General features: G+C 72.9%; 23 protein-coding genes and 2 tRNA genes. 6 read left to right on the forward strand and 19 right to left on the reverse strand.

Annotation, left to right across the window (positions count from 1 at the left end; genetic code table 11):
• Positions 1–28 precede the first annotated feature (28 nt).
• The gene (locus B5P21_RS09085; RefSeq protein ID WP_045527910.1) at positions 29–610 is read right to left on the reverse strand and encodes an LbetaH domain-containing protein; all 582 of its coding nucleotides are present in this window, start codon (positions 608–610) and stop codon (positions 29–31) included.
• Positions 607–1,893: a glycosyltransferase family 4 protein gene (locus B5P21_RS09090; protein ID WP_045527908.1), complete on the reverse strand. Its 1,287-nt coding sequence runs from the start codon at positions 1,891–1,893 to the stop codon at positions 607–609. Before B5P21_RS09090 ends, B5P21_RS09085 begins: the two co-directional genes overlap by 4 nt.
• Before the next feature lie 170 nt (positions 1,894–2,063).
• Here B5P21_RS09090 and gmd point away from each other — a divergent pair, with 170 nt between their 5' ends.
• Both gmd and B5P21_RS09100 read left to right on the forward strand, forming a co-directional pair.
• The gene (gene gmd, locus B5P21_RS09095; RefSeq protein WP_045527906.1) at positions 2,064–3,116 is read left to right on the forward strand and encodes a GDP-mannose 4,6-dehydratase; all 1,053 of its coding nucleotides are present in this window, start codon (positions 2,064–2,066) and stop codon (positions 3,114–3,116) included.
• Positions 3,113–4,117: a GDP-L-fucose synthase family protein gene (locus B5P21_RS09100; protein ID WP_045527905.1), complete on the forward strand. Its 1,005-nt coding sequence runs from the start codon at positions 3,113–3,115 to the stop codon at positions 4,115–4,117. The genes gmd and B5P21_RS09100 overlap by 4 nt, the downstream gene beginning before the upstream one ends.
• Positions 4,118–4,206: 89 nt before the next feature.
• Here the strand turns inward: B5P21_RS09100 and B5P21_RS09105 are convergent, their stop codons facing one another.
• From B5P21_RS09105 to B5P21_RS09120, 4 genes are all read right to left on the reverse strand, one after another.
• Positions 4,207–6,399: an acyltransferase family protein gene (locus B5P21_RS09105; protein WP_045527904.1), complete on the reverse strand. Its 2,193-nt coding sequence runs from the start codon at positions 6,397–6,399 to the stop codon at positions 4,207–4,209.
• Positions 6,400–6,656: 257 nt separating this feature from the next.
• Positions 6,657–6,730 (reverse strand) — tRNA-Ile (locus B5P21_RS09110).
• Positions 6,731–6,742: 12 nt separating this feature from the next.
• Complete coding sequence (locus B5P21_RS09115) at positions 6,743–8,002, reverse strand: glycosyltransferase (protein WP_045527903.1); 1,260 nt, start codon at positions 8,000–8,002, stop codon at positions 6,743–6,745.
• A gap of 177 nt (positions 8,003–8,179) precedes the next feature.
• Positions 8,180–9,091: a DMT family transporter gene (locus B5P21_RS09120; protein ID WP_045527902.1), complete on the reverse strand. Its 912-nt coding sequence runs from the start codon at positions 9,089–9,091 to the stop codon at positions 8,180–8,182.
• A 39-nt stretch (positions 9,092–9,130) separates the two neighbouring features.
• On the opposite strand from B5P21_RS09120, the gene def reads away from it, so the two are divergent.
• The 3 genes from def to B5P21_RS09135 all read left to right on the forward strand — a co-directional run bounded on the left by def (position 9,131) and on the right by B5P21_RS09135 (position 10,335).
• Positions 9,131–9,697: a peptide deformylase gene (gene def, locus B5P21_RS09125; RefSeq protein WP_015490275.1), complete on the forward strand. Its 567-nt coding sequence runs from the start codon at positions 9,131–9,133 to the stop codon at positions 9,695–9,697.
• 75 nt (positions 9,698–9,772) lie between these two features.
• Positions 9,773–9,845: transfer RNA gene (locus tag B5P21_RS09130), tRNA-Asn, on the forward strand.
• A gap of 115 nt (positions 9,846–9,960) precedes the next feature.
• The gene (locus B5P21_RS09135) at positions 9,961–10,335 is read left to right on the forward strand and encodes a hypothetical protein (RefSeq protein ID WP_045527899.1); all 375 of its coding nucleotides are present in this window, start codon (positions 9,961–9,963) and stop codon (positions 10,333–10,335) included.
• Between the two features lie 14 nt (positions 10,336–10,349).
• Here B5P21_RS09135 and B5P21_RS09140 read toward each other — a convergent pair whose 3' ends face one another.
• The 12 genes from B5P21_RS09140 to B5P21_RS09195 all read right to left on the reverse strand — a co-directional run bounded on the left by B5P21_RS09140 (position 10,350) and on the right by B5P21_RS09195 (position 24,779).
• Entirely contained in the window at positions 10,350–11,378 is a 1,029-nt protein-coding gene (locus B5P21_RS09140; RefSeq protein ID WP_094171051.1) for a lactonase family protein, read from the reverse strand.
• Positions 11,379–11,444: 66 nt separating this feature from the next.
• Positions 11,445–12,350: a D-isomer specific 2-hydroxyacid dehydrogenase family protein gene (locus tag B5P21_RS09145; protein WP_045530311.1), complete on the reverse strand. Its 906-nt coding sequence runs from the start codon at positions 12,348–12,350 to the stop codon at positions 11,445–11,447.
• A gap of 110 nt (positions 12,351–12,460) precedes the next feature.
• On the reverse strand, positions 12,461–13,417 hold the full coding sequence (locus B5P21_RS09150) for an ABC transporter ATP-binding protein (protein ID WP_045530309.1): 957 nt from the start codon (positions 13,415–13,417) through the stop codon (positions 12,461–12,463).
• Between the two features lie 113 nt (positions 13,418–13,530).
• Positions 13,531–15,243: a dipeptide ABC transporter ATP-binding protein gene (locus tag B5P21_RS09155; protein ID WP_094171052.1), complete on the reverse strand. Its 1,713-nt coding sequence runs from the start codon at positions 15,241–15,243 to the stop codon at positions 13,531–13,533.
• On the reverse strand, positions 15,240–16,217 hold the full coding sequence (locus B5P21_RS09160) for an ABC transporter permease (RefSeq protein WP_045527894.1): 978 nt from the start codon (positions 16,215–16,217) through the stop codon (positions 15,240–15,242). Before B5P21_RS09160 ends, B5P21_RS09155 begins: the two co-directional genes overlap by 4 nt.
• A 1-nt stretch (position 16,218) precedes the next feature.
• Positions 16,219–17,301, reverse strand: coding sequence for an ABC transporter permease (locus tag B5P21_RS09165; RefSeq protein ID WP_373455981.1), 1,083 nt, complete (start codon positions 17,299–17,301; stop codon positions 16,219–16,221).
• Positions 17,302–17,456: 155 nt separating this feature from the next.
• Positions 17,457–19,112: an ABC transporter substrate-binding protein gene (locus B5P21_RS09170; RefSeq protein ID WP_094171053.1), complete on the reverse strand. Its 1,656-nt coding sequence runs from the start codon at positions 19,110–19,112 to the stop codon at positions 17,457–17,459.
• Positions 19,113–19,313: 201 nt separating this feature from the next.
• Positions 19,314–21,206 carry a DNA primase gene (dnaG, locus tag B5P21_RS09175; protein WP_045527892.1) on the reverse strand — a complete coding sequence of 631 codons (1,893 nt, stop codon included), beginning with the start codon at positions 21,204–21,206 and terminating at the stop codon, positions 19,314–19,316.
• 61 nt (positions 21,207–21,267) lie between these two features.
• Positions 21,268–22,542, reverse strand: coding sequence for a deoxyguanosinetriphosphate triphosphohydrolase (locus B5P21_RS09180; protein WP_165770613.1), 1,275 nt, complete (start codon positions 22,540–22,542; stop codon positions 21,268–21,270).
• Complete coding sequence (gene dusB, locus B5P21_RS09185) at positions 22,532–23,758, reverse strand: tRNA dihydrouridine synthase DusB (RefSeq protein WP_094171055.1); 1,227 nt, start codon at positions 23,756–23,758, stop codon at positions 22,532–22,534. Before dusB ends, B5P21_RS09180 begins: the two co-directional genes overlap by 11 nt.
• A gap of 92 nt (positions 23,759–23,850) precedes the next feature.
• The gene (locus B5P21_RS09190; protein WP_045527884.1) at positions 23,851–24,057 is read right to left on the reverse strand and encodes a hypothetical protein; all 207 of its coding nucleotides are present in this window, start codon (positions 24,055–24,057) and stop codon (positions 23,851–23,853) included.
• On the reverse strand, positions 24,054–24,779 hold the full coding sequence (locus B5P21_RS09195) for a DsbA family oxidoreductase (protein WP_045527880.1): 726 nt from the start codon (positions 24,777–24,779) through the stop codon (positions 24,054–24,056). The genes B5P21_RS09190 and B5P21_RS09195 overlap by 4 nt, the downstream gene beginning before the upstream one ends.
• A 51-nt stretch (positions 24,780–24,830) precedes the next feature.
• On the opposite strand from B5P21_RS09195, the gene B5P21_RS09200 reads away from it, so the two are divergent.
• Positions 24,831–25,364 (forward strand): aminoacyl-tRNA deacylase, encoded by a 534-nt coding sequence (locus B5P21_RS09200; RefSeq protein WP_172457221.1) that lies wholly within the window; start codon positions 24,831–24,833, stop codon positions 25,362–25,364.
• Positions 25,365–25,415: 51 nt separating this feature from the next.
• On the opposite strand, the gene B5P21_RS09205 is transcribed toward B5P21_RS09200, so the two are convergent.
• Positions 25,416–26,801 carry a glycine--tRNA ligase gene (locus B5P21_RS09205; protein ID WP_045527877.1) on the reverse strand — a complete coding sequence of 462 codons (1,386 nt, stop codon included), beginning with the start codon at positions 26,799–26,801 and terminating at the stop codon, positions 25,416–25,418.
• Positions 26,802–26,867 lie beyond the last annotated feature (66 nt).

A 26,867-nucleotide genomic window follows, 5' to 3' on the forward strand; every position in this document is an offset into this window, starting at 1 on the left:
GCGCCGGAGCGGCCGGAGGACGCGCGCGTCAGCGTCCGGAGAAGCGCGACCCGACCACGGTGCAGTCGGGTCCCGACACGATCGCGCCAGCCGGCACGTCGCCCGCGACCACGGTCATCGGCCGGGCGAGCGCCGAGCGGCCCACGTGCGCGCCGCCGAGGACCAGGCAACGCGACGTGATCCACGCGCCCGGCTCGATGACGATGGGGCGCGTGAGGAGGGCCATGTCGCGCCGGTGCGCGTGGCTGCCCGTGGTGAGCATCGTCTCCTGGGAGAGCACGACGTCATGGCCGACGGTGATGAGGTCCTGGTTGTGGAACCAGACGCCCTCGCCGATCCAGGAGCGGTCGCCGATGCGCAGCTTCCATGGGAACTTCACCCGCGTGCGCGGCCGGAAGACCACCCCGTCGCCGATCTCGGCACCGAAGGCCCGGAGCGCCCGGACCCGGAGCGACGAGCTGATCTGCCACGGGTTCGTGACGAGGAGCAGCTCGACCACGGCCCAGAGGTAGACCGTGCGCTTGGGGCGGTCCCAGGCCTGGTGCTCGCCGGGCGCCCGAGAGAGGTCGATGACCGGGACGTCGGTCGAGGGGTCCTGCGCCGCCGTCACGCGCGCACCCCGGCGCCCATGGTGGCCAGCGACTGCGCGAACCGCACGTACCTGGCGTGGGCGCTCACGGGCGAGTAGCGGCTCTGGTACATCCGCTGCGCGGCGGTGGTGAGGGCCGCGGCGCCGTCGCTGTCGCAGCGGAGGTCCTGCGCCGCCTGGAGGAGCCGCTCCGGGTCGCCCGGCGGGATGATGGCCGCGGCCCCGTGCTCGCGCACGACGCTCTCGGTGATGCCGCCGTCCTCGACCGCGGCGATGATCGGGCGCCTGCTGCTCGTGTACGACGTGAGCTTCGACGGCATGCTCATCTCGCGCACGCCCGGCTTCTCGTTGAGCAGGAGCGCATCAGCCGCGGCCAGCGCGTACGGGTAGTCGTCGCCGTCGAGCGGCGGGACGAAGCGCAGCGAGCGGATCCCCGCGCCCTGCGCCTCGAGGGCGGCCCGCTGGTTGCCGTCGCCCACGAGCACGAACTCGATGCCGAGGTCGCGGGCATCGGAGAGGCGCGCGGCCTCGACGACCGACTCCAGCCCCTGCTTCATGCCCATGTTGCCGGTGTGGACGACGGTGAACGCGTCGCGGGTCCAGCCGAGCCGGGTGCGGGCGGCCGCGGTGGAGACGTCCACCGGCGTGATGTGCGTGAAGTTCGGGAGCCCGGAGATGGATCCGTCGGGCAGGCCCTGCTGGACCAGCAGGTCGCCGAAGCGGGGCGTGATGACGCCGATCCGGTCGGCGCGACGCAGGAGCGCGTACTCCCCCGACGCGATGAGCCGGGAGGCGCGACCGCCCGTGGTGCCGGACTCGCCCGCGGCGTTGCCCGTGAGGTCCTGCACCAGGACGCCGAACGGACGGCGGCCGCGGCCGAGCGCCCCCGCGGCGAGGCCGGCGAGCGACGGCGTGACCGCGATGACGATCTCGCTCGTGTCGCGTCGCACCTCGCGGAGCGCTCCACGCAGGAAGCTCGCCTCGAGCCTCGCCCGGCCCGCGAGGTCCGGCGTCTCCGGGATGGTGTGGCGGACCCGGGTGATGCGGACGCCGTCGCGCATCTCCTCCCAGCGCCTGCCCTCGGCGTACCGCTCGTCCTGCAGCTTCCACTGCGGGTAGTGCGGTATCCCGGTGACCACGTGCACCGACGCCCCCGCGTCGGTGAGCGCCTCGGCCATCGCGGTCGTGTACGGCGCGATGCCCGTGGTCTCCGGCCAGTAGTTGATGCCGACCAGGCAGACCGTGAGGCCCCCCAGGTCCGCCGTCTGCGTGCGCGCAGCATCGGTCGTGCTCAGATCCCCCATGGACCCATTCTGGTGCCTCGAGGTTTCGATGTCGTTAACGCACAGCGCGGCGTCGTACCCCGATTGCCGTCCACCGCCGCCCTCACGTTAGATTCGACCGGACGGACGGCCGCGCCGGGCGACCGCCCCGCCGCCGTCGCGTCGCACCGCATGAGAATCTGGGGGGATCCATGGCCAAGAAGGCTTTCATCACCGGCATCACCGGGCAGGACGGCTCGTACCTGGCGGAGCTGCTGCTCGCCAAGGGCTACGAGGTCCACGGCCTCATCCGCCGCTCGTCGACGTTCAACACGTCCCGCATCGACCACCTGTACCAGGACCCGCACGAGGACGGCGCGAAGCTCTTCCTCCACTACGGCGACCTGAGCGACGGCTCGCGCCTCACGACGCTGATGATGCAGATCCAGCCCGACGAGGTCTACAACCTCGCGGCACAGTCGCACGTGCGCGTCTCGTTCGACGAGCCGGAGCACACCGCGGACACGACGGGCACCGGCACCATCCGCCTGCTCGAGGCCGTGCGCCTCTCGGGCATCGAGACCCGCTTCTACCAGGCCTCCTCGAGCGAGCTGTACGGGGCCACTCCCCCGCCGCAGAGCGAGACCACGCCGTTCTACCCGCGCTCGCCGTACGGGGCCGCGAAGCTCTACAGCTTCTGGATCACGAAGAACTACCGCGAGGCGTACGACATGTTCGCCGTCAACGGGATCCTCTTCAACCACGAGTCGCCCCGCCGCGGCGAGACGTTCGTGACGCGCAAGATCACGCGCGCGGTCGCCGCCATCAAGGCCGGCAAGCAGGACCACGTCTACCTCGGCAACCTCGACAGCATCCGCGACTGGGGCTACGCCGCCGAGTACGTCGAGGGCATGTGGCGGATGCTGCAGGCCGACGAGCCCGACGACTTCGTGCTCGCCACCGGCGGCAACTTCACCGTGCGCGACTTCCTCGAGACCGCGTTCTCGCATGCGGGCCTCGACTGGTCCGAGCACGTGCGGTTCGACCCGCGCTACCTCCGCCCCACCGAGGTCGACGCCCTGGTGGGCGACGCCACGAAGGCCGCGGAGAAGCTCGGCTGGAAGGCCACGGTCGACACCACGATGCTCGCCCGGATCATGGTCGACGCTGACATAGCCGCGCTCGAGGCCGAGGGGCGTCCGTGGATCGACTCCGTGAAGCTGGCGAGCTGGGGCACGGCCGACGCGACCGCGGTCGACGCGTGAGCGCGGCCCCCGCGTCCGGCGCCGACGAGCGCGACGCCGTCGCCTTCACGCCCGCGCCGCTCGACCGCTCAGCCCGCGTCTACGTGGCCGGCCACCGCGGGCTCGTCGGCTCGGCGATCGTGCGCCGGCTCGAGGCGGAGGGCTTCACCGACGTCATCGGCCGCACGTCCGCCGAGCTCGACCTGAAGGACCGCGACGCGGTCTTCGCGTTCTTCGCCGAGGAGAAGCCGGTGCACGTGGTGCTCGCGGCCGCGAAGGTCGGCGGGATCCTCGCGAACAGCACCTACCCGGTCGACTTCCTCAGCGACAACCTGCGCATCCAGGTCAACGTGCTCGACGCGGCGCTCGAGCACGGCGTCGACCGGCTGCTGTTCCTCGGCTCCTCGTGCATCTACCCGAAGCTCGCGCCGCAGCCCATCACCGAGGACAGCCTCCTCACGGGGCACCTCGAGCCCACCAACGACGCCTACGCGATCGCGAAGATCGCGGGCATCATGCAGATCCAGGCCGTGCGCCGCCAGTACGGCCTGCCGTGGATCTCGGCCATGCCCACGAACCTCTACGGGCCGGGCGACAACTTCTCGCCGCAGGGCTCGCACGTGCTGCCCGCGCTCATCCGCCGGTACGACGAGGCGCGCGCGTCCGGCGCGGAGTCGGTGACCAACTGGGGCACGGGCACGCCGCGCCGCGAGTTCCTGCACGTCGACGACATGGCCGCCGCGTGCCTCCACCTCCTCGAGCACTACGACGGGCCCGAGCAGGTCAACGTGGGCACGGGCAGCGACGTGACGATCCGCGAGATCGCGGAGACCATCGCGCGCGTCGTCGGCTACGAGGGCCGCACGGAGTGGGACACGTCGAAGCCGGACGGCACGCCGCAGAAGCTGCTGGACGTGTCCAAGCTCGCCGACGCCGGGTGGACCTCCTCCATCGGTCTCGACGAGGGCCTGCGCTCCACGGTCGAGTGGTACCGGGAGCACATCACGACGCTCCGGGAGTAGCCGCTCCCGCACGACGACGGCCGCCGCGCATCCGCGCGGCGGCCGTCGTCGTGCGCCCGAGCGGACGGGTGCCCTCGCGTGCCCGCGGATCAGGCCGGCACGCCCGCCAGCGCCTCGTCCAGGATCTGCCGGAACGCCGGGGTGATCACGGCCGCGTACTGAGGCGTCGTGTGGACGCTGTCGCGCTTCGTGGGCGTGCTGCCGACGAAGGACGGGCAGCGCTCCTCCCAGCAGAACAGGGACGAGGTGTCGACGTAGGCGATTCCCAGCGCGGTGGCCGCGTCCTCCTGGGCGCGGTCGCCCACCTTCCAGGCGCCGGGGATCGAGGCCTGGCAGTCGGCGGGCGACGAGACCTTCGTGGCGCAGGTCTCGAGCGGCTGGCCGGTGGGAGGCGAGGAGACGAGGACGACCTTCCCGACGCTGGCGCGCACCTGGCCGATGGTGCTCTGCACGCCGGCCGACCACTCGGCCACGGCGTCGTCGCCCGTCGCCTTGGACGCGAGCTTGAGGACCTGCCCGTAGCTGTTGCTGACGAACAGGATCTCCGGCTTCTCCTCCTGGATCGCGGCGATCGCCTGCTGCCGGAAGTCCAGGCAGCCGCCCTTCGTGGACGCGTCGGGGAAGTCCCACTGGACGTCCATGACGGCGCAGCCGGCGAAGGTGAGCCCGCGGATGTGGTGCGTCGCCTCGAACATCGCCCGCACCGTGGGCAGCAGCGTGATGCCGGTCGAGTCGCCGAGGACCATGATCGTGGGCTTCCGGCTGTCGCCGAAGGAGCAGGAGCGCGGGTTCGCCACGTCGGTGCGGCCGCAGCCCTGGCCGTCCTCGACGGGCACGGCGGACTTCTCCAAGCCGTCGATCGCGGGGTCGAGCGCGGGCCAGCTGGTGGCGGCGAGGGCGTCGCGGATCTGGACCTGCAGCGCGCCGAGGTCGCCGGCCGCGAGCACGGCGGGGTCCGTCGGATCCTCCTCGCCGGAGGCGGCGGGGCCCGGCGCGAGGCGCGACGCCTCCTGGATCTCCTGCTGTCGCACGACGGCGAGGCTGATGAACGTGACCGTCAGCAGCGCGGCCGTGCCGAGGGCGGCGACCTTCGTGCCCGTGGACGCCCCGAAGCCGGGATGGCGACGCGCGCGCTTCTTCTTCCGGCGCGCGGCGGCACCGGGCTCGAGCCAGTGCGAGCGGCGGATCGGGTCCTCGAGGCCGTGGTACGAGAGCACCGAGAGGCCGAGGGTCAGCACGAGCACGATGACCGGGTAGCCGAGCCCGGCGGTGTCGGAGACGGCCGCGAGGATCACGATGACCGGGAAGTGCCACAGGTAGAGCGAGTACGAGATGTCCCCGAGGTAGCGCGAGACGGGGTTCGTGAGCGGCCAGAGGAAGCGCTGCGCGCCGCCCGTGCCGCCGGCGATGACGAGCGCGGCGCCGACGACCGGGATCGCGGATCCGGGAGCCGGGATCGGCGACGCGCTGCTCAGCGCGAACAGGCCGTAGCCGATGACGGCGAGGCCGGCCCACGCGATGACCGGCCGGGCGGCGTCCGGGATGCGGCGCAGCAGCGGCGCGGCGACCGCGAGCAGCGCGCCGACGCCGAGCTCCCAGGCGCGGGAGAGCGTGGAGAAGTACGCGACCGCGGCGTTGCCCGCGGTGTCGGCCATCGCCCAGGCGAACGAGCCGACCGTGACGACGAGGAGGATCGCCGTGAGGATCCCCCGGTAGCGGCCGGGCCCCCGGAAGCGCAGCGAGAGCGCGAGGCCGAGCGTGAGGAGGATCGGCCAGACGACGTAGAACTGCTCCTCCACGCCGAGCGACCAGTAGTGCTGCACGGGCGAGACGGCGCTGTCGGCGGCCCAGTAGTCGGTGTCGGTCGCGGCGAAGCGCCAGTTGGCGACGAAGAAGAACGCGGCGACGCTGTCCCACGCGATGGCGGACGCGCGGCCGGAGAGGAAGACCATCCAGCTCGCGAGCACCGTGACGAGGAGCACGGCGGTCGAGGCCGGCAGGATGCGCTTGACGCGCTTGCGGTAGAAGTCGGCGAACGAGATCCGGCCGAGCTTGTCGTGCTGGCGGAGCAGGAGCGACGTGATGATGAAGCCGGAGATCACGAAGAAGACGTCGACGCCGAGGAAGCCGCCGGACGGCCAGGCGAGCAGGTGGTCGAGGATGACCGCTATCACGGCGAGGGCGCGCAGGCCCTGGATGTCGCCGCGGAACGACCGGGTGCTCGATCCCTCCGGCGCGACCGTCGTCGATCGGCTCGTGCGGGTGGGTCGCGTGCTCGTCATCGTGTCCTCGCGGGTGGCGGCGGGCCCGACGCGCGCGCTGGCGCCTCGTCGGCGGGTGGCCGGTGGCGGTCGTCGGGCGCCCTCCGGACCCCCGCGACCGGGGTGATTTCGGTACCCATGGTAGTAGAGCGGACATCGCCGTGGCGGTCCGCGCGGCACCGTGCCTGTGCGGCGGCGCACCCCAGTCCGAGGGGGGCGTGCGATCGGGGGCGTGCCGCGAGGCACTCGATCGCGCGCGCGGAGAGGCGACGTGGGAGTAGGGCGGATGGGACTTGAACCCATGACCGACGGATTATGAGTCCGCTGCTCTGACCAGCTGAGCTACCGCCCCGAGGCGGCGGATCTAGGCGGCGCCTGAGCCGTCCGTCACGCCGCGTGCCTCGTCCGTGACCGGCGCGGCCACGGACTCGCCACGATACAGGCTCTCGAACGTCGAGATCGTGCGCTCGATGTCGTGCGAGGCGACCACGGCGAGGCTCTCGCGCTTCATGCGCTGGAGCCCATCCTCGGGCAGCTCGAGCACCCGCTGCAGCTTCGCGGCGAGATCGTCGACGTCGCCCGGGCGGAAGAGGTAGCCGTTCTCGCCGTCGTGCACGAGGTGCGGGAGGGCCATGGCGTCGGCGGCCACGACGGGGAGGGCGGAGGCCATCGCCTCCATCGTGACGATGGACTGCAGCTCGGCGATGCTCGGCATCGCGAGGACGGTCGCGCGCGTGTAGGCGCGGCGCAGCTCCTCGTCGGACACGTACCCGGTGAAGGTGGTGCGGTCGGCGATGCCGAGGTCGGCGGCGAGCTTCTCGAGCGCCGTCTTCTGGTCGCCCCCGCCGACGATCTCGAGCTCCGCGTCGAGCGACGCGGGCAGGATGGCGAAGGCGCGGAGCAGGACGTCGATCTGCTTCTCCCCCGTCACCCGGCCGACGAACACGATGCGGTTGCGGGTGCGCGGGGTGAAGTCGGGCGTGTAGTTCGCCGCGTCGATGCCGCAGGAGATGGCGATGACGCCCTCGAGCCCCGTGTAGCGCTCGAGGAACTGGGCAGCGCGACGCGTGGGCGTCGTGACGGCCTCGGCGCGCCCGAAGGTGCGGCGCGCCGCCTTCCACGCCATGGAGATGGCCTTGTCCTGCCACGCGACCGGCAGGAGGGTGTGCTGGAGCATGTTCTCCGGCATGAAGTGGTTGGTGCCAATGATGCGGATGCCGCGCTTCTCCGCCTCGATGCTGAGGCCGCGCCCCGTGAGGATGTGGGACTGGAAGTGCACCACGTCGGGCTGCACCGCGTCGAGGATGCGGGCGCAGTCCCGGTTGACGGACCACGGCTGGGCGAAGCGCAGCCAGTCGTGCGGGTACCAGCGGTAGCTGTGCAGGCGGTGCGCGGTCATCTCCTGGCCGTCGTGCACCTCGGTCCACGTGCCGTGCTTGCGGCTGGCCGCCGGCGCGACGATGTGCACCTCGTGGCCGCGGCGGACGAGGCCTCCGGCGAGGCGCTCGGCGAACCGCGCGGCGCCGTTCACGTCCGGCGGGAAGGTGTCCGCGCCGATGAGGATGCGCAGCGGTCGACCGGGGGTCGCGGGCTCGCGCGGGGTCTGCCCTGAGGTGTTCGGCAAGAAGTGTCTCTCCAGTGGTGTCGGCGTCCGGCGCGCGTCACGTGGATCTGGGTGGCGCGGGCCGGGTATCGCAGAGCAACGTATCGCACGGGTCCCGGGACGGACCGACGGCGCACCGCGGTCGCGGCGGCCGGGCCGGCGAGGCCGGAGCGCGGTCGGCCACGGACCGGCGCGCGATCAGGACGCGTGCGGGTGGTGCTTGGCGAGCTGGAAGACCCCGACGACGGCCACGGCGCCCGCGACGAGGAAGGCGATGCCCGCGTACACGGGAGCGTCCGCGGCCTCGCCCAGGACGGTGACGCCGATGCAGACGGCGACGAGCGGGTCGACGACCGTGAGGCCGGCGATCACGAGGTCGGGCGGGCCCGACGAGTACGCCGTCTGGACGAAGTACGCGCCGAGCAGGGTCGCGGCCACGAGCGCGACGATGCAGACCGCGGTCAGCACGTCGAAGTCCCCCGTCGTGAGGCGGTTGATGACGACCTTGGCGAGCGTGGCGACGAAGCCGTAGAGCACGCCGGCGCTGATGATGTAGAAGATCGCGCGCACGTGCTTCCGGAAGTAGAGGAACAGGCCGCCGAGCAGCGCGAGGACGAGCGCGAGGATCACCAGGATCGTGATGAGCTCGGGCGTGCGGATGGGGGTCTCCTTCGCGAAGACGGCCGCGAAGACGACGAACAGGCCGACGCCTCCGATGCAGAGCGCGACCGCCCGCTTGGCCTTGAGCTCGAGCCGCTTCCCCGTCGCGCGGGAGTTGAGGACGGCCGTGACCACGAGCGCCACCGCGCCGAGGGGCTGCACGACGATGAGGGGCGCGAGGCGCAGGCTCGCGAGCTGGAACACGATGGCGAGGCCGAGCATCACGGTGCCGGCGACCCACGACGGACGGCCGAGCAGCGCGCCGAGCTGGCGCAGGCTGAGACCCGCCGTGCTCTTCTTGCCGCGCGCCTCCATCTTCGCCACGCCCTGCGACTGTAGCTGCGCGCCCAGGGACAGGAACACGGCGCCGACGAGCGCGATCGGGATCCCGAGCGCCTGGTAGGGGGTCAACGAGGCGGCCTGGAGAACGGGGCTGGCGTCGAAGGGCACGCCCCGACCCTACCCGGCGGCCCGCCTATCATCGGCAGCATGGCCGTCCTCCCCATCCGGATCACCGGAGACCCCGTCCTGCACGCCCCGGCCCGCGAGGTGGAGGCGTTCGACGACGACCTGCGCGCCCTCGTGGCCGACATGTACGACACCATGGACGAGGCGCCGGGCGTGGGCCTCGCGGCACCCCAGGTGGGCGTACCGCTGCGCGTGTTCGTGTACTCGTACGAGACCGACGAGGGCGAGCCGCTGCGGGGCGTCGCCGTGAACCCGGACCTGTTCATCACGCCCGTCGCGGTCCGCGAGGCCGACGAGGACACCGAGGAGGAGGGCTGCCTGTCGTTCCCGGGCGAGCGCTTCCCCCTCGTGCGCGCCGACCGGGCGATCCTCCGCGCGGTCGACCTCGACGGGCGGCCGTTCGAGATCGAGGCGGCCGGGTGGTTCGCGCGCATCCTGCAGCACGAGTTCGACCACCTCGACGGGCTGCTCTACACCGACCGCCTCGCGCACGAGCACCGGAAGCCGGTGGCGAAGGTGATCCGCCGGAGCGGCTGGGGCGTGCCCGGGCAGTCGTGGCTGCCGGGACGCGACCACCTCGAGGACTGAGGGACGCGCCCGGGGCTCCCCCGTGAGCGGAGGGGCCCGGAATCTTTGCTACGCTTTCCAGGTTGCTCCACGTGATCCTCGATAGCTCAATTGGCAGAGCAGCCGGCTGTTAACCGGCAGGTTGTTGGTTCGAGTCCAACTCGGGGAGCGAAGGCCTCGCGGCTCCACCCGCGGGGCCTTTTCCTTTGCCCGCTGGCTATGGCGCTGGCGCTGGCGTGCGGCGGATCCCGACCCTCGTCCCCTCGGCCGGGTAGCGTCGGGCCATGGGGATGTTCCAGGTCGTGGTCGCGCGTCCGAACGACGCGGACCGGCTGTGGACGCTGCTCGACGAGGACGTCCGCTCGCGCGACGACGCGGGTGACGCGGCCGACGATCCGGTGGCCGCGGCGATCCGCACCCGCGCGACCGACGGGCCCGCCGACACGCTGCCCGTCCTCGAGGCCCGGCGCGAGCGCATCGTGGGCCTCGTGTCGGATCCCGTGCGCCCCGTGCTCATCGCCTACTCGGGCATCCGGGCCGTCGGCTTCGCGCTGATGGACCGCAACGGGGTCGACGGTCGGGCGTTCACGTCCGCCGGCTGGCGCGGGCTCGGGGTCGAGGAGGAGATCCGGGCGGCCGCTCCCCTGCTGCTGCGCTGAGCCGCGCGCGCGGGCTAGCCGACGGGCAGGAGGTACGTCGGGCTCGGCACCGCGATCACGGCGGGCCCGGCGGTGGGCAGCCCGGTCGCCGGGTCGAGCCGGAACGAGGCGACCGTGCCGGATCCCTGGTTGGCCACGTGCAGGCGGTCGTCGACGATCACGTGGTGGCGCGGCGTCGCGCCGCCGCAGTCGAACGCGGCGACGGGGGCGAGCGCGCCGTCGGCGGCGATGCCGACGACCGCGATCCGCTCGGAGCCGCGGAGGCCGACGTACGCGAGGCGCTCGTCGGCGGACACTCGGACCTCGGCGGCGGAGTCGCGCGCGTCCGGCTCGGCCGCGCACGCGGTGGAGGCGGCGACGCGCCAGGACGCGCCCTGGCCCTCGAGCGCGTGGAGCGTGCCGTCGAGCTCGCCCACGAGGAGCACGCGGCCCGACGACAGGAGGGCCATGTGGCGCGGTCCCGTGCCCGGCGGCAGGGCGACGGTCCCGATGCGGTCGAGGCGGCCGTCGCGGAGCTCGTGCACGTGGACGGCGTCGGTGCCGAGGTCCGCGCTGAGGACGATGCCGCCGCCGACATGGAGCGTGGCGTGCGCGTGCGGGCCGTCCTGCTGCGGGCGGGGGCCGGATCCCTCGGATGCGAGCAGCTGCACGGCCTCGCCGAGGGAGCCGTCGTCGGCGAGCGGGTGCACGGCGACGGTGCCGTCGCCGTAGTGCGAGGTGAGGAGCAGGCCGTCGACGACGTGCAGGTGGCAGGGGCCGGATCCGCCGCTCGGCTGTCCGCCCGCCCACTGCAGCGAGCCACCCGGCCCCCGGCGGAACGCCTCCACCCGGTCGGCCGCCTCGCCCACCGCGTAGACCATGTGGCCGTGCACGAGGAGGCACGAGGGCGACGGCGTCTCCACCGCGGTGCCGACCACCGCGAGGTCGCCGGTGATGGCATCGACCGCGAGGGCCGTGATGCCGACGCCCGATCCGCCGACGTCGGCGGTGTAGCCGCCCGCCCACATCGAGACCTCGGGCACGGCGGCTTCCTCGGGCGTCATCACGCCGCTCACCCTACGGGGCCCGCCGACCGCGCGCGGGCGGACGAGCGGCCGACGAGGCCGGCGTCAGTAGCCCGAGCTCGGCTCGACGATGCCGACGAAGTCGCCCGTGCGGAGGAAGGCCTCGGTGTTGAGGCGGATCCGCTCGGCCAGCAGCGGCCGCACCATGTCCGGGGTGTCGGCGGTGTGCGGCGTGACGATGCAGCGCGGCTCGGAGAACAGCGGGTGGCCGTCGGGCAGCGGCTCGGGCGACGTGACGTCGAGGCCCGCGCCGTGGATCCCGCCGGAGCGGAGCGCGGCGAGCAGCGCGTCGGGGTCGACGAGCGCGCCGCGCGCGATGTTGACGAGCACGGCGGTGTCCTTCATGGCCGCGAGCTGCGCGGCGCCGATGAGCCCGGCGGTGTCGTCAGTGCTGGCGGCGGCGAGCATCACGACGTCGGCGCCCGGGAGCACCTCGTCGAGCCGGTCGGCCGTGACGGTGCGGTCGGCGCCCTCGACGGGGTCGCCGCTGCGGCGGACGACCGTCACGGAGCAGTCGAACGGCGCGAGCAGCCGGACGTACTCCAGCGCGATGCCGCCCGCGCCGACCACGACGACCTCGGAGCGGTACAGCGAGAGGCCGGCGGAGGATCCCCACGAGGTCGCCCGGGCGCGCTCCGGCAGCTGCCGCAGGGTCGCGAGCGTCAGCGCGAGGGCGTGCTCGGCGACCGGCTCGGAGTAGGCGCCCTTCGCGCTCGTCCAGACGAGGTCGGGGCGGTCGCACTCCCGGAGGGTGTCGGCGAAGGCGTCGACGCCCGCGAACGGCAGCTGCACCCACTGGACCTGCGGGTTCGCGGCGAGCGTGTCGGTGAGCTCCGCGGCGCGGCGGATGGAGAGCCAGACGATGCCGCGGGTCTCCCCCGACAGCTCGGCGACCTCGCCGCCGGCCTCGTGGACGGCCTCGAGGTAGGCGTCCTCCGTGCGCGGCAGCATCGCGATGGGGCCGGGCGTCGGACGCGCCTCGCCCGTGAGGCGGTGCGGCGTGGCGCCGTCGACCGCGCGGTGGACGCGGCGGGGGCCGGATGCGGGTGCGGTGGTGTCGGTCATGTGCGGGGCCTCCGGGGGTGCGGCACGCGGGCGGGCGGTTCAGGGGTGCGCAGCGTGACGATCGGGTCGACGGGGTCCGGATCCGGCTCGGCGGGCTCCCGGCCGGAGTCCGCGGCCGTGCGCGACTCCGCGAGTCCCCGCACGTAGGGGTGCGTGGGATCCGCGAGCACGTCGTCGATCGCGCCGTACCCGACCAGCGTGCCGCGGTGCAGCACGGCGAGGCGGTCGGTGAGGCGCTCGACGACGGCGAGGTCGTGGCTGACCACGAGGGCGGAGAAGCCGCCGCGGGACTGCAGGTCGCGCAGCAGGTCGAGCACGGCGACGCGGCTCATCACGTCGACGCCCGACGTCGGCTCGTCGGCGATGAGGAGGCGCGGGCCGAGCACGAGCGCGCGGGCGAGGGCGACGCGCTGGCGCTGGCCGCTGGAGAGCTCGTGCGGGTACCTGTCCTGCGTGCCGGGCGGCAGGTCGAGCGCCGTGAGCAGGGTCACGACGCGGCGCGCGGCCACCTGGCTGTCGAACCGGCGGTCGCGGGAGAAGATCGGCTCGGCGATGGCCTCGCTCGCGGTGAGCTGCGGGTGCAGCGTCGTGCCGGCGTCCTGCGGGACGTAGCCGATGCCGTACGTGGTGCGCGTGCGCGCGCGGCGTCCCATGCGGCGGAGGCCCTGGCCGAGGACGGAGGCGTCGCCGCCCGTGATCCGCGGCACGGCCGCCCCCTCGTCGCCCGACGGGACGAGGCCCGCGAGCACGCGCGCGAGGGACGACTTGCCGGATCCGCTCGCGCCCACGACGCCGAGCACCTCGCCCGGCTCGATCCGCAGCGTGATCCCGTCGACGGCCGGCGGCGTCTCGGCCCCGCGGCGCGCGGGGTACGCCAGCCGCAGGTCGCGGGCGTCGAGCACGGGCCCGGCGGATCCGCCGTCCGCGTCGGCGTCTCGGGGGGTGTGCGTCATGCGCTGCTCCGTCCTCGGCGTGGTCGTGCGGCCGGCCGGCGTGACCGGCCGCACGACGGATGCGGGTTCCGACCCATCATGCCCGGGGTCGGCCGGGCCCCGCTCGGAGCCCGCTAGCCGGCCGGCCGCTCGGCGGCCCGGAGCGCGTGCAGCCGGGCGCGGCGCTCGGCCTGCTCGGCCGGGTCCGGCACGGGCAGCGAGGCCAGCAGGCGCTGCGTGTACGGGTGCTGCGGGTTGCCGAGCACCTCGGCGCCCGTCCCCTCCTCCACCAGCTCGCCGCGGTACAGCACGGCGATGCGGTCGGCGAGCAGGTCGACGACGGCCAGGTCGTGGCTGATGAACAGCGCCGCGAATCCGAGCTCGCGCTGCAGCTCGGCGAAGAGCTCCAGCACGCGCGCCTGCACGGACACGTCGAGCGCGCTCGTGGGCTCGTCGGCGACCAGCAGCGACGGCTCGAGCGCGAGCCCGCGGGCGAGGCTCGCGCGCTGGCGCTGCCCGCCCGAGAGCTCGTGCGGGTACCGGTCGCCGAAGGCCTTCGGCAGCTGCACGGCCTCGAGCAGCTCGTCGACGCGGCCGCGGGCGGCCTGCGGCGACTTCGCGCGCCCGTGCACGATGAGCGGCTCGGCCACGCACTCGGCGATCGTGAGGCGCGGGTTGAAGCTCGTCGCCGGATCCTGGAACACGAACCCGATGTCGGCGCGGAGCTTCCGGAAGTCGCGCTCGCGCACGCCCAGCATCTCGGTGCCGAGGACCTGCAGGGATCCGCCGGTCACGTTCGTGAGCCCCGCGATGGCGCGGCCGATGGTGGTCTTGCCGGAGCCCGACTCCCCCACCAGCCCGAGGACCTCGCCGGCGTCGATGCGCAGGTCGACGCCCTTGACGGCCCGGAAGGCGGGCGAGCCGAGACGTCCCGGGTACTCGATCTCGAGCCCCTTCGCGACGACGACGGGCGCCGCCTCGCCGTCCGCCGCCGCGCGGGCCCGGGTGCGCACCGCGGCGCGCTCCACCGTCGCGGCGACGCCCTCGCCGAGCTTCGGGACGGACGCCAGCAGGTTCCGGGTGTACTCCTCCTTCGGCGACGCGAACAGCGTGGCGACGTCGGCCTGCTCCACGAGCCGCGAGCGGTACATGACGGCCACGCGGTCGGCGAGGTCGGCCACGACGCCCATGTTGTGCGTGATGAGGATGACGGCCGCGCCGAACTCGTCGCGGCAGCGGCGCAGCAGGTCGAGGATCTCGGCCTGCACGGTCACGTCGAGCGCCGTGGTCGGCTCGTCGGCGACGATGAGCCCGGGATCCAGCACGAGCGCCATCGCGATGACGACGCGCTGCTTCTGCCCGCCGGAGAACTGGTGCGGGTAGTGGTCGACGCGGGTCTCGGGGTCGGGGATGCCCACGCGGCGGAGGATGTCGATCGCCTTCGCGCGGCCCTCCTTCTTCGAGACGCGGCCGTGGGCGCGGAGGCCCTCGATGATCTGCCAGCCCACCGTGTGCACGGGGTTGAGCGCCGTGGACGGCTCCTGGAACACCATCGCGACGTCGCGGCCGCGCGCGCGGCGCAGCTCGTCGGCGGAGATCGCGAGCACGTCGACCGCGCCCTGGCCGGTGCGGTCGCTGAGGAGGACGGCGCCGTCGGTGACGGCCGTGTCCGGCAGGAGGCCGAGGATCGTGCGGGCGGTGACGGACTTGCCCGACCCCGACTCCCCCACGATGGCGAGGATCTCGCCGGGCGACACCGTCAGGGACACCCCGTCGACCGCGCGGACGTCGCCGCCGTCGGTCGCGAAGGTGACCCCGAGGTCGCGGATGGAGACGACGTCGCTCATGCGGCCACCTTCTTCGTCGAGGCGCGCTTGCGGGCGCGCAGCTTGGGGTCGGAGATGTCGTTGACGCTCTCGCCCACGAGCGTGAGCCCGAGGACGAGCAGCACGATGGCGACGCCGGGGAAGACGCCCGTCCACCAGACGCCGCTCGCGGTGTCCGCGAGGGCGCGGTTCAGGTCGTAGCCCCACTCGGCGGCCGACGTCGGCGAGATGCCGAAGCCGAGGAAGCCGAGGCCCGCGAGCGTGAGGATGGCCTCGGACGCGTTGAGCGTGAGGATCAGCGGCAGCGTGCGGGTGGAGTTCCGCAGCACGTGCACGAACATGATCCGCGGCGTCGACGTGCCGATGACCTTGGCGCTCTCGACGAACGCCTCCGCCTTCAGCCGCACGACCTCGGCGCGGATGACCCGGAAGTACTGCGGGATGTAGACGACCGTGATGCTCACGGCCGCGGCCAGGATGCCGCCCCAGAGGCTCGACTGCCCGCCGGTGAGCACGATGCTCACGACGATCGCGAGCAGCAGCGTCGGGAAGGGGTAGATGGCGTCGGCGATGACCACGAGGATCCGGTCCAGCCAGCCGCCGAGGTAGCCCGAGACGACGCCGAGCAGCACGCCGAGGAACAGCGACAGGACCACGGCGATCACGACGACCGAGAGCGCGGTCTGCGTGCCCCAGACGACGCGGGAGAACACGTCGTAGCCGCCGACCGTCGTGCCCCAGATGTGCGCGGCGTCGGGGGCGGCCTGGCGCGTGAAGGAGCCCGCGTCGTCCCGGTCCTGGTCGAAGCCGAACGGGGCGATGAGCGGCGCGAACGCCGCGAGGAGGATGAAGACCCCCGTGATGACCATGCCGGCGACGAGCATGCCGCGCTGGAGGCCGACGCTCTGCCGCACGTGCGAGACGAGGGGCAGGCGCTGGAACAGGGTGCGGCGCGCGGGGACGGGCGCGGGCGCCGTGGTGGTGGTGTCGGTCATGTCAGTACCTCACTCGCGGGTCGATGAGCGCCGCGATGACGTCGACGATGAAGTTGGTGACCGCGACGATCACGGCCAGGAGCGCCACGATGCCCTGCACGGCCACGAAGTCGCGCGCCGCCAGGTACTGCGCGAGCTGGAAGCCGAGGCCCCTCCACTCGAACGTGGTCTCGGTGAGCACCGCCCCGCCGAGCATCACGGCGATCTGCAGGCCCACCACGGTGATGATCGGGATGAGCGCGGGCTTCAGCGCGTGCCGGGTGGTGAGCCGGAACTCGCCGACGCCGCGGGAGCGCGCCGCGTCCACGTACTCCGTGCCGAGCGTGGAGATGACGTTGGTGCGCACGAGCCGCAGGAAGATGCCCGCCGTGAGGAGGCCCAGCGCGAGCGCCGGGAGCACCGCGTGCTCGAGGACGTCGCTCACGGCGGTGGGGCTGCCGAGGCGGAGCGCGTCGATCAGGTAGATGCCGGTCGGGTTGTCCAGCCGGCCGAGGGCGACCTCGACGCGCGTGTCCGCGCGGCCCGACAGCGGCAGGATCCCGAGCCAGACGGAGAAGACGAGCTTCAGCAGCAGGCCCGCGAAGAAGACGGGCGTCGCGTAGGCGAGGATCGCGAGGATCCGCAGCACTGCGTCGGGCGTGCGGTCCTTGAAGTAGGCGGCGACGAGGCCGAGCGGGATCCCGATGAGGAACGCGACGATGAGCGAGTAGACGACGAGCTCGAGCGTGGCCGAGCCGTACTGCAGCAGCACCTCGCTGATGAGCCGGTTGTCGGTGAGCGAGCGGCCGAAGTCGCCCGTGGCGATCTGGCCGAGGTACTCGAGGTACTGGACGATGATCGGCCGGTCGAACCCGGCGGTCGCGAGGCGCTCCTGCAGCTGCTCCGGGGTGAGGCGGTCGCCCACGGCGGCGGAGATCGGGTCGCCCACGATGCGCATGAGGAAGAAGACCAGCGTCACGAGGATGAGCACGGTCGGGATGATGAGCACGGCGCGGATGAGGATGTACTGGCCGAGCCCGATCCCCTGCTTCCGGGCCTTGGGCTGCGCCCCGGGGGGCGCGGACGCGGGTACGGCGTCCGGGATGACGGTCACGGCGGATGGGCCTTTCAGGTCGTCGGAGGATCGGGGCGGGTGCGGTCGGCGGCACCGCGGGTGACACAGGAGTGGGGCGTCCCGCCGCAGCGGGACGCCCCATCCGGGGAGGGCGTCCGCCTATCGAGCGCCCTCCCGCGTCCTCATCAGCCCTTGGCGATCGGGGCGTAGCGGAACTTGAAGGAGGCGTCGAGCGTCACGCCCGTTACGTCCTTGCCGGCCACCGCGACCTGCGAGCCCTGGAGCAGGGGCAGGGTCGGCAGGTCGGCGGCGACGTCGTCCTGGATCTGGCCGATGATCTCGGCGCGCTTCGTGGAGTCAGCCTCCGACAGCTGCTGCGTGATGAGGTCCGTCACGGTGGCGTTGTCGTAGTGGTTCTTCACGAAGGACTGCGGGGAGAAGAACGGCGTGAGGTAGTTGTCCGCGTCGGAGTAGTCGGGGAACCAGCCGAGCTGGTACGCCGGGTACTCGTCGTTGACGCGGGCCTTGCTGTACTGGTCCCAGATCGTGGACTGCAGGTTGACCTGGAACAGGCCGGTCGCCTCGAGCTGCTGCTTGATGAGCGCGTACTCGTCGTCCGAGCCGGCGCCGTAGTGGTCCGGGTTGAACTGGAGCTGCAGCGCGACGGGCGTCTGCACGCCGGCGTCGGCCAGGGCCTTCGCGGCCTTGTCCGCGTCCGGCCCGCCGTTCCCGTCGCCGTAGATGCCCTTGAGCGCCTCGTTGGCGCCGGAGAGGCCGTCGGCCACGTAGGAGTAGAGCGGCGTGTAGGTGCCGTTGTAGACCTGGGTCGACAGCTCCTCGCGGTCGACGAGGTCGGCGGCCGCCTGGCGTACGGCGAGGGCCTTGGCCTCGTCGGCCTCGCCCGTGGTCTTGCCGAAGGGCTGCGTGTTCAGGTTGAAGGTGATGTAGCGGATCTCGCCGCCGGGGCCCTCGATGACCTGGACGGAGTCGTCCTTCTTGAGGTCCGCGATGTCGGTCGCGCCGAGCGAGCGTCCTGCGACGTCGATCTCGCCGTTCTGCACGGCGAGCTTCATGGTGGTCTCGTCCGCGTAGTAGCGCGCGGTCACGCCGCCGTTCGCGGCCTTCGGCAGGACGCCCTGGTAGTCGGCGTTCGGCGCGTAGGCGACGAGCTGGTTGAGCTGGAAGTCGGTGATGACGTACTGGCCCGCGAAGGCGTTCGCCGCGACGATGGCGGCCGGGTCGGCCAGCGCGTCGACCGGGAAGACCTCCTCGTCGACGATGGGGCCGGCGGGGCTGGAGAGCACCTGCTCGAACGTCTGGTCGTTGGCGGTCTTGAGCGTGAAGACGACGGTGGTGTCGTCCGGCGCCGCGACGGACTCGACGTTGGCGAGGAGCGACGAGGGGCCGTTGCCGTTGTCGGCGCCGTTGGCCGCGATGGTCGCGATGCGGTCGAACGTGAACTTGACGTCGCTCGCGGTGAGCGCGTGGCCGTTCGCGAACTTCAGGTCGGGCTTCAGCTCGACCGTGAACTCGTTGGGCGAGGTGTACTCGCCGGAGACGGCGAGGTCGGGCTCGACGTCCGGGCTGCCGTAGGGGCTGTTGAACAGGAACGGGTAGACCTGGTTCTGCACCGCGAACGAGCCGTTGTCGTAGGAGCCGGCCGGGTCGAGCGAGAGGACCTTGTCCGTCGTGCCGACGACGATGGATCCGCCGCCGGACGCGCCGTCCTCGGCGAGCGGGTCGCCGGATCCGCCGGAGCAGCCGGCGAGGACAAGGGCCGCGGCGGAGAATCCGGCCGTGGCGAGCAGGACGCGTGAGCGCCGGGTGAATGCGGACGTCATGTTCCGAGTGCCTCTTTCATGAAGGGGATTCGCGCCCGCGCATCGGGAAGACACGGACGCTGTGCTGTGCATGATTTCTAACACACGGGAAACACCAGCCCGGACCCGGGGGACGCGCGGGGACGCTTCTTCACACGAATGAAACATGGCGAGCGCGCGATATCCGCGCGCGGATCGCGGCCCGCGCGGACGGATCCGGGGCTATTCGCGGAGCGCGCGGCGCTCGGCCTCGACCTGCATCAGCTCGCGCTGGATCTCCTGGTACCGCTCGCGCTCATGTGTCGCGTCGGTGCGCTGCAGCCGCCCGATGAGGTCGGCCTTGCGGCGCAGCAGGTCGCGCCCGACGAGCTCCGCCGTGACGCCCTTCACGTAGACGGCGAGCTTGTCGGCGTCGCCCCGGTTCGGCAGCGGCGCGACCCCGAGCTGCTTCACGAGCGTCGCGAACGACTCGGGGACCTCGAGGGCCACGCGCGACAGCCAGTCCGCGCCCCCGAGGGCGTCCATGCTCCCGATGACGCCGTCGCGGACGACCGCGAGGCTCTCGTTGACGAACGTGACCTGCGCTGCGCGCATGACGAGGTCGTTCCCCACGAGCTCGGGGTGCTGCAGCATCGCCATGAGGGCGTCGCGCTCGAGTCGGGTGGCCAGGTCGGTGGGCAGGTCCATGAGCGACATCGAGCGGGACGCGTCGCCCGCGCCGTCGTCGTCCGGGCCGTGCCCGCCCTGCGCGTGACGGCCCTGCGGCGACCCGCCCGAGCGGTCGGCTCCGTCGGCGGGCATGCTGCGGCCGGCGGTCTGGACGGCGCGGCCGACCTCGGTGAGGTCCATGCCGAGCCAGCCCGCGAGCTCGCGCGCGTAGCCGGGGCGCAGCGACGGGTCGCGGATGTCGGCGACGACGGGGGCCGCCGCCCGGAGCGCGGCGACGCGGCCCTCGACGGTGTCGAGGTCGTGGTCGGCGAGGATCTGCTTGATCGCGAACTCGAACATGGGCTTCTTGCCCTGGATCATGCGGCGCACGGCGTCGTCGCCGCGGGTGAGGCGGAGGTCGCAGGGATCCAGCCCCTCGGGCCCGACCGCGACGTAGGTCTGGGCGGCGAAGCGCCGCTCCTCGGAGAACGCGCGCATGGCGGCCTTCTGGCCTGCGGCGTCGGGGTCGAAGGTGAAGACGACCTCGCCGAGGCCGCTGTCGTCGCCGAGCACGCGGCGGAGCACCTTGATGTGGTCGACGCCGAACGAGGTGCCGCACGTGGCGACGGCCGTCGTGATGCCCGCGAGGTGGCACGCCATGACGTCGGTGTACCCCTCGACCACGACGACCTGGCGGCCGCGGCTCACGTCGCGCTTGGCGAGGTCGAGCCCGTAGAGCACGGAGCTCTTGTGGTACACGGGCGTCTCGGGGGTGTTGAGGTACTTGGGGCCCTTGTCGTCCTCGCGGAGGCGGCGCGCGCCGAAGCCGACGGTGGATCCCGTGAGGTCGCGGATGGGCCACACCAGCCGGCCGCGGAACCGGTCGTAGGCGCCGCGGTCGCCCTGGCTGAGGAGGCCGGCGGTCACGAGCTCGGCCTCCGTGTAGCCCTTGGCCTTCAGGTGCGACGAGAGCGCGTCCCAGCTCTGCGGGGCGAAGCCGACGCCGAAGCGCTGCGCCGCGCCCTGGTCGAATCCGCGCTCCCCGAGGAAGGTGCGGCCGATCTCCGCCTCCTCGGATCCGAGCTGCTCGACGAAGAACTCCGCGGCCGCCTCGTTGGCGCCGAGGAGCCGGGAGCGGTTGCCCTGGTCGGTGGCGGCCTGGCCGTCCTCGTAGTGCAGCTGGTAGCCGATGCGCTGCGCCATGCGCTCCACGGCCTCGGCGAAGGTCACGTGGTCCATGCGCTGGAGGAACGTGTAGACGTCGCCGCCCTCGCCGCAGCCGAAGCAGTGGTAGAAGCCGACCTGCGGCCGCACGTGGAAGCTCGGGGTGCGCTCGTCGTGGAAGGGGCAGAGGCCCTTGAGCGACCCGACCCCGGCGGACTTGAGGGTGACGTACTCCCCCACCACGTCGCCCAGGTTGACCCGGGAGCGGACCTCGTCGATGTCGCTCTTGCGGATCAGGGCCATCGGCTCATCCTACGTCGGGCGCCCTCGGCCACCCGGGGCCCGCGACCGCGCCCCGCGGGCATCAGAAGACCGGCCTGGCGCACAGGCGCTCGTACCAGGAGATGGCCGACTGGTCGGTGAGGCTGGCGACCTGGTCGACGATGACGCGCTTGCGCGCGCCGTCGTCTCGGGCCTCGCGCCAGTCGCCCGCGAAGCCCGGGTCGAGCTCGTCGGCGCCGCGCGCGTGCAGCGCGTCGGCGAGGCCGGCGAGCACCTCGCGCTGACGGGCGTAGATGGGCTGGCGCGTGTTCTTCGACATCACGAAGGCCGCGACGATGCCCTTGAGCACGGCGATCTCCGCCTGGATGGCGCGCGGCACGACGACGTGGGCGCCGAAGCGGATGAGGCTGCGGTCGGTGTGCGTGGCCCGCGTGAGCTGCGTGGCAGCGCCCGCGAACCGCCCGATGAGCTGGCTCGTGAGGTCCTTGAGCGCCGCCTGCGCGCCGCGGCCGCCGTCGTACTCGTCGACCCACACGTCGAGCGAGTCGAGCCGGTCGAACGCCTGGATGAGCTCCTCGTGCGAGTGGGCGCCGCCGATCCACGCGACCATCGAGTCGACGAGCTCCTCGTGGTCGACCCGCGCGCCGAGCGCGCGCACGTCGACGTAGCCGCCGACGATGGCGTCCTCGAAGTCGTGCACGGAGTAGGCGATGTCGTCGCTGAGGTCCATGACCTCCGCCTCGATGCAGCGGCGGCCCGTGGGCGCGCCCTCGCGCAGCCACTCGAAGGCGGCCACGTCGTCGTCGTAGAAGCCGAACTTGCCGCGGCCCGAGGGGTCGGGCACCGACTGCGAGCTCGGCCACGGGTACTTGCAGCTCGCGTCGAGGCTGGCGCGCGTGAGGTTGAGCCCGTAGGGCCGTCCCTCCGGCCCGATGACCTTGGGCTCGAGCCGCGTGAGCAGGCGCAGCGTCTGCGCGTTGCCCTCGAAGCCGCCGATGTCGGAGGCCCAGTCGTTGAGGGCCCGCTCGCCGTTGTGGCCGAAGGGCGGGTGGCCGATGTCGTGCGCGAGGCACGCGGTGTCGACCACGTCGGGATCCAGGTCGAGGCTGGAGGCCAACTCGCGGCCCACCTGCGCCACCTCGAGGGAGTGCGTGAGGCGGTTGCGCGCGAAGTCGAGCCCGGCCATGGGGCTCAGCACCTGCGTCTTGGCGGCCAGGCGGCGAAGCGCGCTGGAGTGGAGGAGCCGGGCGCGGTCGCGCGCGAAGTCGCTCCGCCTCGAGGAGTGCTGCTCCGGGTACCAGCGCTGGGCGTCGGTCTCGCTGTACGTGGACCTCGTCGTCGTGCTCTCAACCGCCACTGTTGTGGATCTCCCCGTCCGCGATCTCCATCGCATCCTGCGCGTCGATGTCGCGGCTCTCGAGCCACCGGTCCGGCAGCGCCGTGCGCTTCATGCTGCCCTGGCGGCCGCGCGCGCCCTCGGCCCCGGCGCCCGGGTAGGGCTGGTCGCGATCGAGCGTGGCGAGCAGGCCGTCGATCTCCTCCAGCGAGGACGCCGACGCGAGCGCGGCCCGCAGGTCGCCGCCGACGGGGTAGCCCTTGAAGTACCAGGCGACGTGCTTGCGCGCGTCGCGGCAGCCGCGCTCCTCGCTCTCGAAGAACTCGGCGAGGAGCTCGACGTGGCGGCGGAACGTATCGGCGACCTGGCCCTGCGACGGGTGCGCACGGGGTGTGTCGGCGGGATCGAGGCCGGAGGCGCGCGCGTGGAACGCGGCCGCGAGGTCGCCGAAGAGCCAGGGCCGGCCGAGGCAGCCGCGGCCGACGACGACGCCGTCGGCGCCCGTCTCGTCCATCATCCGGATGGCGTCCTCCGCCGCCCAGATGTCGCCGTTGCCGAGCACGGGCACGCTCTCGATGGCCTGCTTGAGCGTCGCGATGGCCGACCAGTCGGCGTGGCCGCTGTAGTAGTCGCTCGCCGTGCGCGCGTGCAGCGCGATGGACGCGACGCCCGCGCCCTCGGCGGCGCGCCCGGCCTCGAGGTAGGTGAGGTGGTCGGCGTCGATGCCCTTGCGCATCTTGACCGTGAGGGGGATGTCGCCCGCGGCCTTCACGGCGCCCTCGACGATGTCGGTGAAGAGCCCGAGCTTCCACGGGAGGGCCGCTCCGCCGCCCTTGCGCGTGACCTTGGCGACCGGGCAGCCGAAGTTCAGGTCGATGTGGTCGGCGCGGTCCTCCGCGACGAGCATGGTGACGGCCTCGCGGACGGTCTTCGGATCCACCCCGTAGAGCTGGATGGAGCGCACCTTCTCCGACGGGTGGTGCGTGATGAGCCGCATGGACTCGGGCGTGCGCTCGACGAGGGCGCGGCTCGTGATCATCTCGCTGACGTACAGGCCGGCGCCGAACTCGCGGCACAGGCGCCGGAACGCCGTGTTGGTGATGCCCGCCATGGGGGCGAGCACCACGGGGACGTCGAGCGGGATGCCGCCGATGCGGAGGGCGGGCTCGGCGGCGGGCGCGGGCGCGCCGGGAGCGTCGGCCGCGGAGGGGACGGGGGCGAGGGTCGGAGAGGACATGACGGCTCGATTCTCCCAGACGGGACGGCGGGCGGCGGACGCGGGGCGCGATCCCCGCGGGGGCCAGGCGGCGGGCGCCTGGGGAGGGACGGTCAGATGGCCCGACCGGCGTCGATCGCGTCGCGGACGCGCGCGAGGTCGGCGGCCGCCGACGCGTCGTCCGCGGCGGCGGTGTCGGCGGTGGAGGCGCCGGGCACGAGGCACGCGTCGCCCTCGCATGCGGCGGCGTCGGATGCGCCGAGCATCGTGAACGGGCTCGCGGCGACGGGCAGCGCGCCGGTGGCGGGCGCGGCGCTCATCGGGCCGACTCCTCGCCGGCGACGACGCGGACGGTGTCGCCGTCGCGCGCGGCCAGCGCCTCGCCGAGGGCGGAGGCGAACACCTGCGGGTCCTGCGCGCCGGAGATGCCGAAGCGCTCGTCGATCACGAAGAAGGGCACGCCCTGGATCCCGTAGGCGAGCGCCTGCGCCTGGTCGGCGCGCACGTCGTCGAGGTGCCGGTGCGACTCCAGGGCCTCGCGCGCCTCATCCGCGTCGAGGCCGACCTCGACCGCGAGCTCGACGAGATCCGGCACGCGGCCCACGTGGCGCCCCTCGGTGAAGTACGCCTTCAGCAGCCGCTCCACCATCTCGAGCTGCACGCCGCGGACGCGCGCCAGGTGCAGCAGCTCATGCGCGAGCACGGTGTTGGTGTGCTGCAGCGCGTCGTAGTCGTAGGCGAGGCCCTCGGCGGCGGCGAGCCGGGTCATGTCCTCGAGCATCGTCGCGACGCGGTCGGCCGGGATGCCCTTGTGGCCCGCGAGGAAGTCGACCTCGGTGCCCTGGAAGTCGACCGGGGTGTCGGGCGCGAGCTCGAAGGAGCGGTAGGTGAGCTCGATGTCCGGCGCACCCGGCGTCCGCTCGGCGAAGGCGCGCGCGCCGGCCTCGAAGCGGCGCTTGCCGACGTAGCACCACGGGCACGCGATGTCCGACCAGACGTCGACGCGGATGGCGGGCAGGGCGGGGGCGGAGGAGTCGGTCACGGGTGGGCAACCGGTCGGGAAGGCGGGGCATTCCCGCGGTGTTGCCCGAGCATGTCCGACACCTCCCCGTCCCCCGCCCGTCCCGCATCCGACGACGCCGCTCCCCGCGGCCGCGCCCGCGTGCTCGCGCACGCCGCCCGCCTCGGGATCGACGTCGAGGTCGTCGAGCGCCCCGACGCCTCCTCGCTCGAGGAGGCGGCGGCGGGCCTCGGCATCGCGCCGGCCCACCTCGTGAAGTCCCTCGTGGTGAAGCGCCACGACGGCGCCCTCCTCATCGCGCTCGTGCCGGGCGACCGGCAGATCAGCTGGGCGAAGCTCCGTGCGCTCGTGGGCGTGAACAAGCTGTCGATGCCCGCGCCCGAGGTCGCGCTCCAGGCGACGGGGTACGAGCGCGGCACGATCACGCCGCTCGGCGCCGACGGCGACCTGCCCGTCTACGCGGACGAGCGGATCGCGGGTCGACGCATCGGCATGGGCGGCGGCGAGCACGGCGTCTCGGCCCTCGTGGACGCGGACGCGCTCGTGGCCGCGCTCGGCGCGACCGTCGGCGACATCACGGACGAACTGACGATCCGCCGCCCCTGACCCGCGCGAGGCGGGCGAGGGACGGCGGATCGGCCGTGCGGAGGGCGCGGGTCAGGCGCCGATGAGCTGCCCGGCCAGGTACGCCATGAGCTGGTCGAGCGGGATGCGCTCCTGCGCCATGGTGTCGCGCTCGCGCACCGTGACGGCCTGGTCGTCGAGCGTGTCGAAGTCGATGGTCACGCAGAACGGCGTGCCGATCTCATCCTGGCGGCGGTAGCGGCGGCCGATGGCGCCCGCGTCGTCGAACTCGATGTTCCAGACCTTGCGCAGCGCGGCGGCGAGCTCGCGCGCCACCGGCGACAGCCTCTCGTTGCGCGACAGCGGCAGCACGGCGACCTTGACGGGCGCGAGCCGGCGGTCGAGGCGCAGGACCGTGCGCTTGTCCACGCCGCCCTTCGCGTTCGGGGCCTCGTCCTCGTGGTACGCGTCGACCAGGAACGCCATCATCGACCGGGTGAGGCCGGCCGCGGGCTCGATGACGTACGGGATCCACCGCTCGTTCTTCGTCTGGTCGAAGTAGGAGAGGTCCTGGCCGGACGCCTCGGAGTGCGTGCGCAGGTCGTAGTCGGTGCGGTTCGCGATGCCCTCCAGCTCGCCCCACGCGCCGCCGGTGAAGCCGAAGCGGTACTCGATGTCGACCGTGCGGGTGGAGTAGTGCGAGAGCTTCTCCTGCGGGTGCTCGAAGAGGCGCAGGTTCTCGGGGTCGATGCCGAGGTCGGTGTACCAGGCGTAGCGGGCGTCGATCCAGTACTGGTGCCACTCGGCGTCGGTGCCGGGCTCGACGAAGAACTCCATCTCCATCTGCTCGAACTCGCGCGTGCGGAAGATCCAGTTCTGCGGCGTGATCTCGTTGCGGAAGCTCTTGCCGATCTGGCCGATGCCGAACGGCGGCTTCTGGCGCGCGGCGCTGAGGACGTTGGCGAAGTTGACGAAGATGCCCTGCGCGGTCTCGGGGCGGAGGTAGTGCAGGCCCTCCTGGTTGTCGACCGGGCCGAGGAAGGTCTTGAGGAGGCCCGAGAAGTTCTGCGGCTCGGTCCAGGATCCGGGCTGGCCGGTGTCCGGGTCGTTGACGTCGGCGAGGCCGTTGGCCGGCGGGTGGCCGTGCTTGGCCTCGTATGCCTCGAGCAGGTGGTCGGCGCGGTAGCGCTTGTGCGTGTGCAGCGACTCGACGAGCGGGTCGCTGAAGACCTCGACGTGGCCGGACGCCTCCCACACGCGGCGGGGCAGGATGACCGAGGAGTCGAGGCCCACGACGTCGTCGCGGCCGTTGACCATGGTCTGCCACCACTGGCGCTTGATGTTCTCCTTCAGCGCCACGCCGAGCGGCCCGTAGTCCCACGCGGAGCGCGAGCCGCCGTAGATCTCACCCGCCTGGAAGACGAACCCGCGCCGCTTGGCGAGGTTGATGACCGGGTCGAGACGCGAGGGGGTTGCCACGTTTGCTCCTAGGTGGGGCCGGACTGGATGCCCGGTCGGCGGACGGCGACGGGCCGGCGGGATGCC

Origin of the sequence: Clavibacter michiganensis subsp. insidiosus (genome assembly GCF_002240565.1) — a bacterium.
GTDB classification, from domain to species: Bacteria; Actinomycetota; Actinomycetes; order Actinomycetales; family Microbacteriaceae; genus Clavibacter; species Clavibacter insidiosus.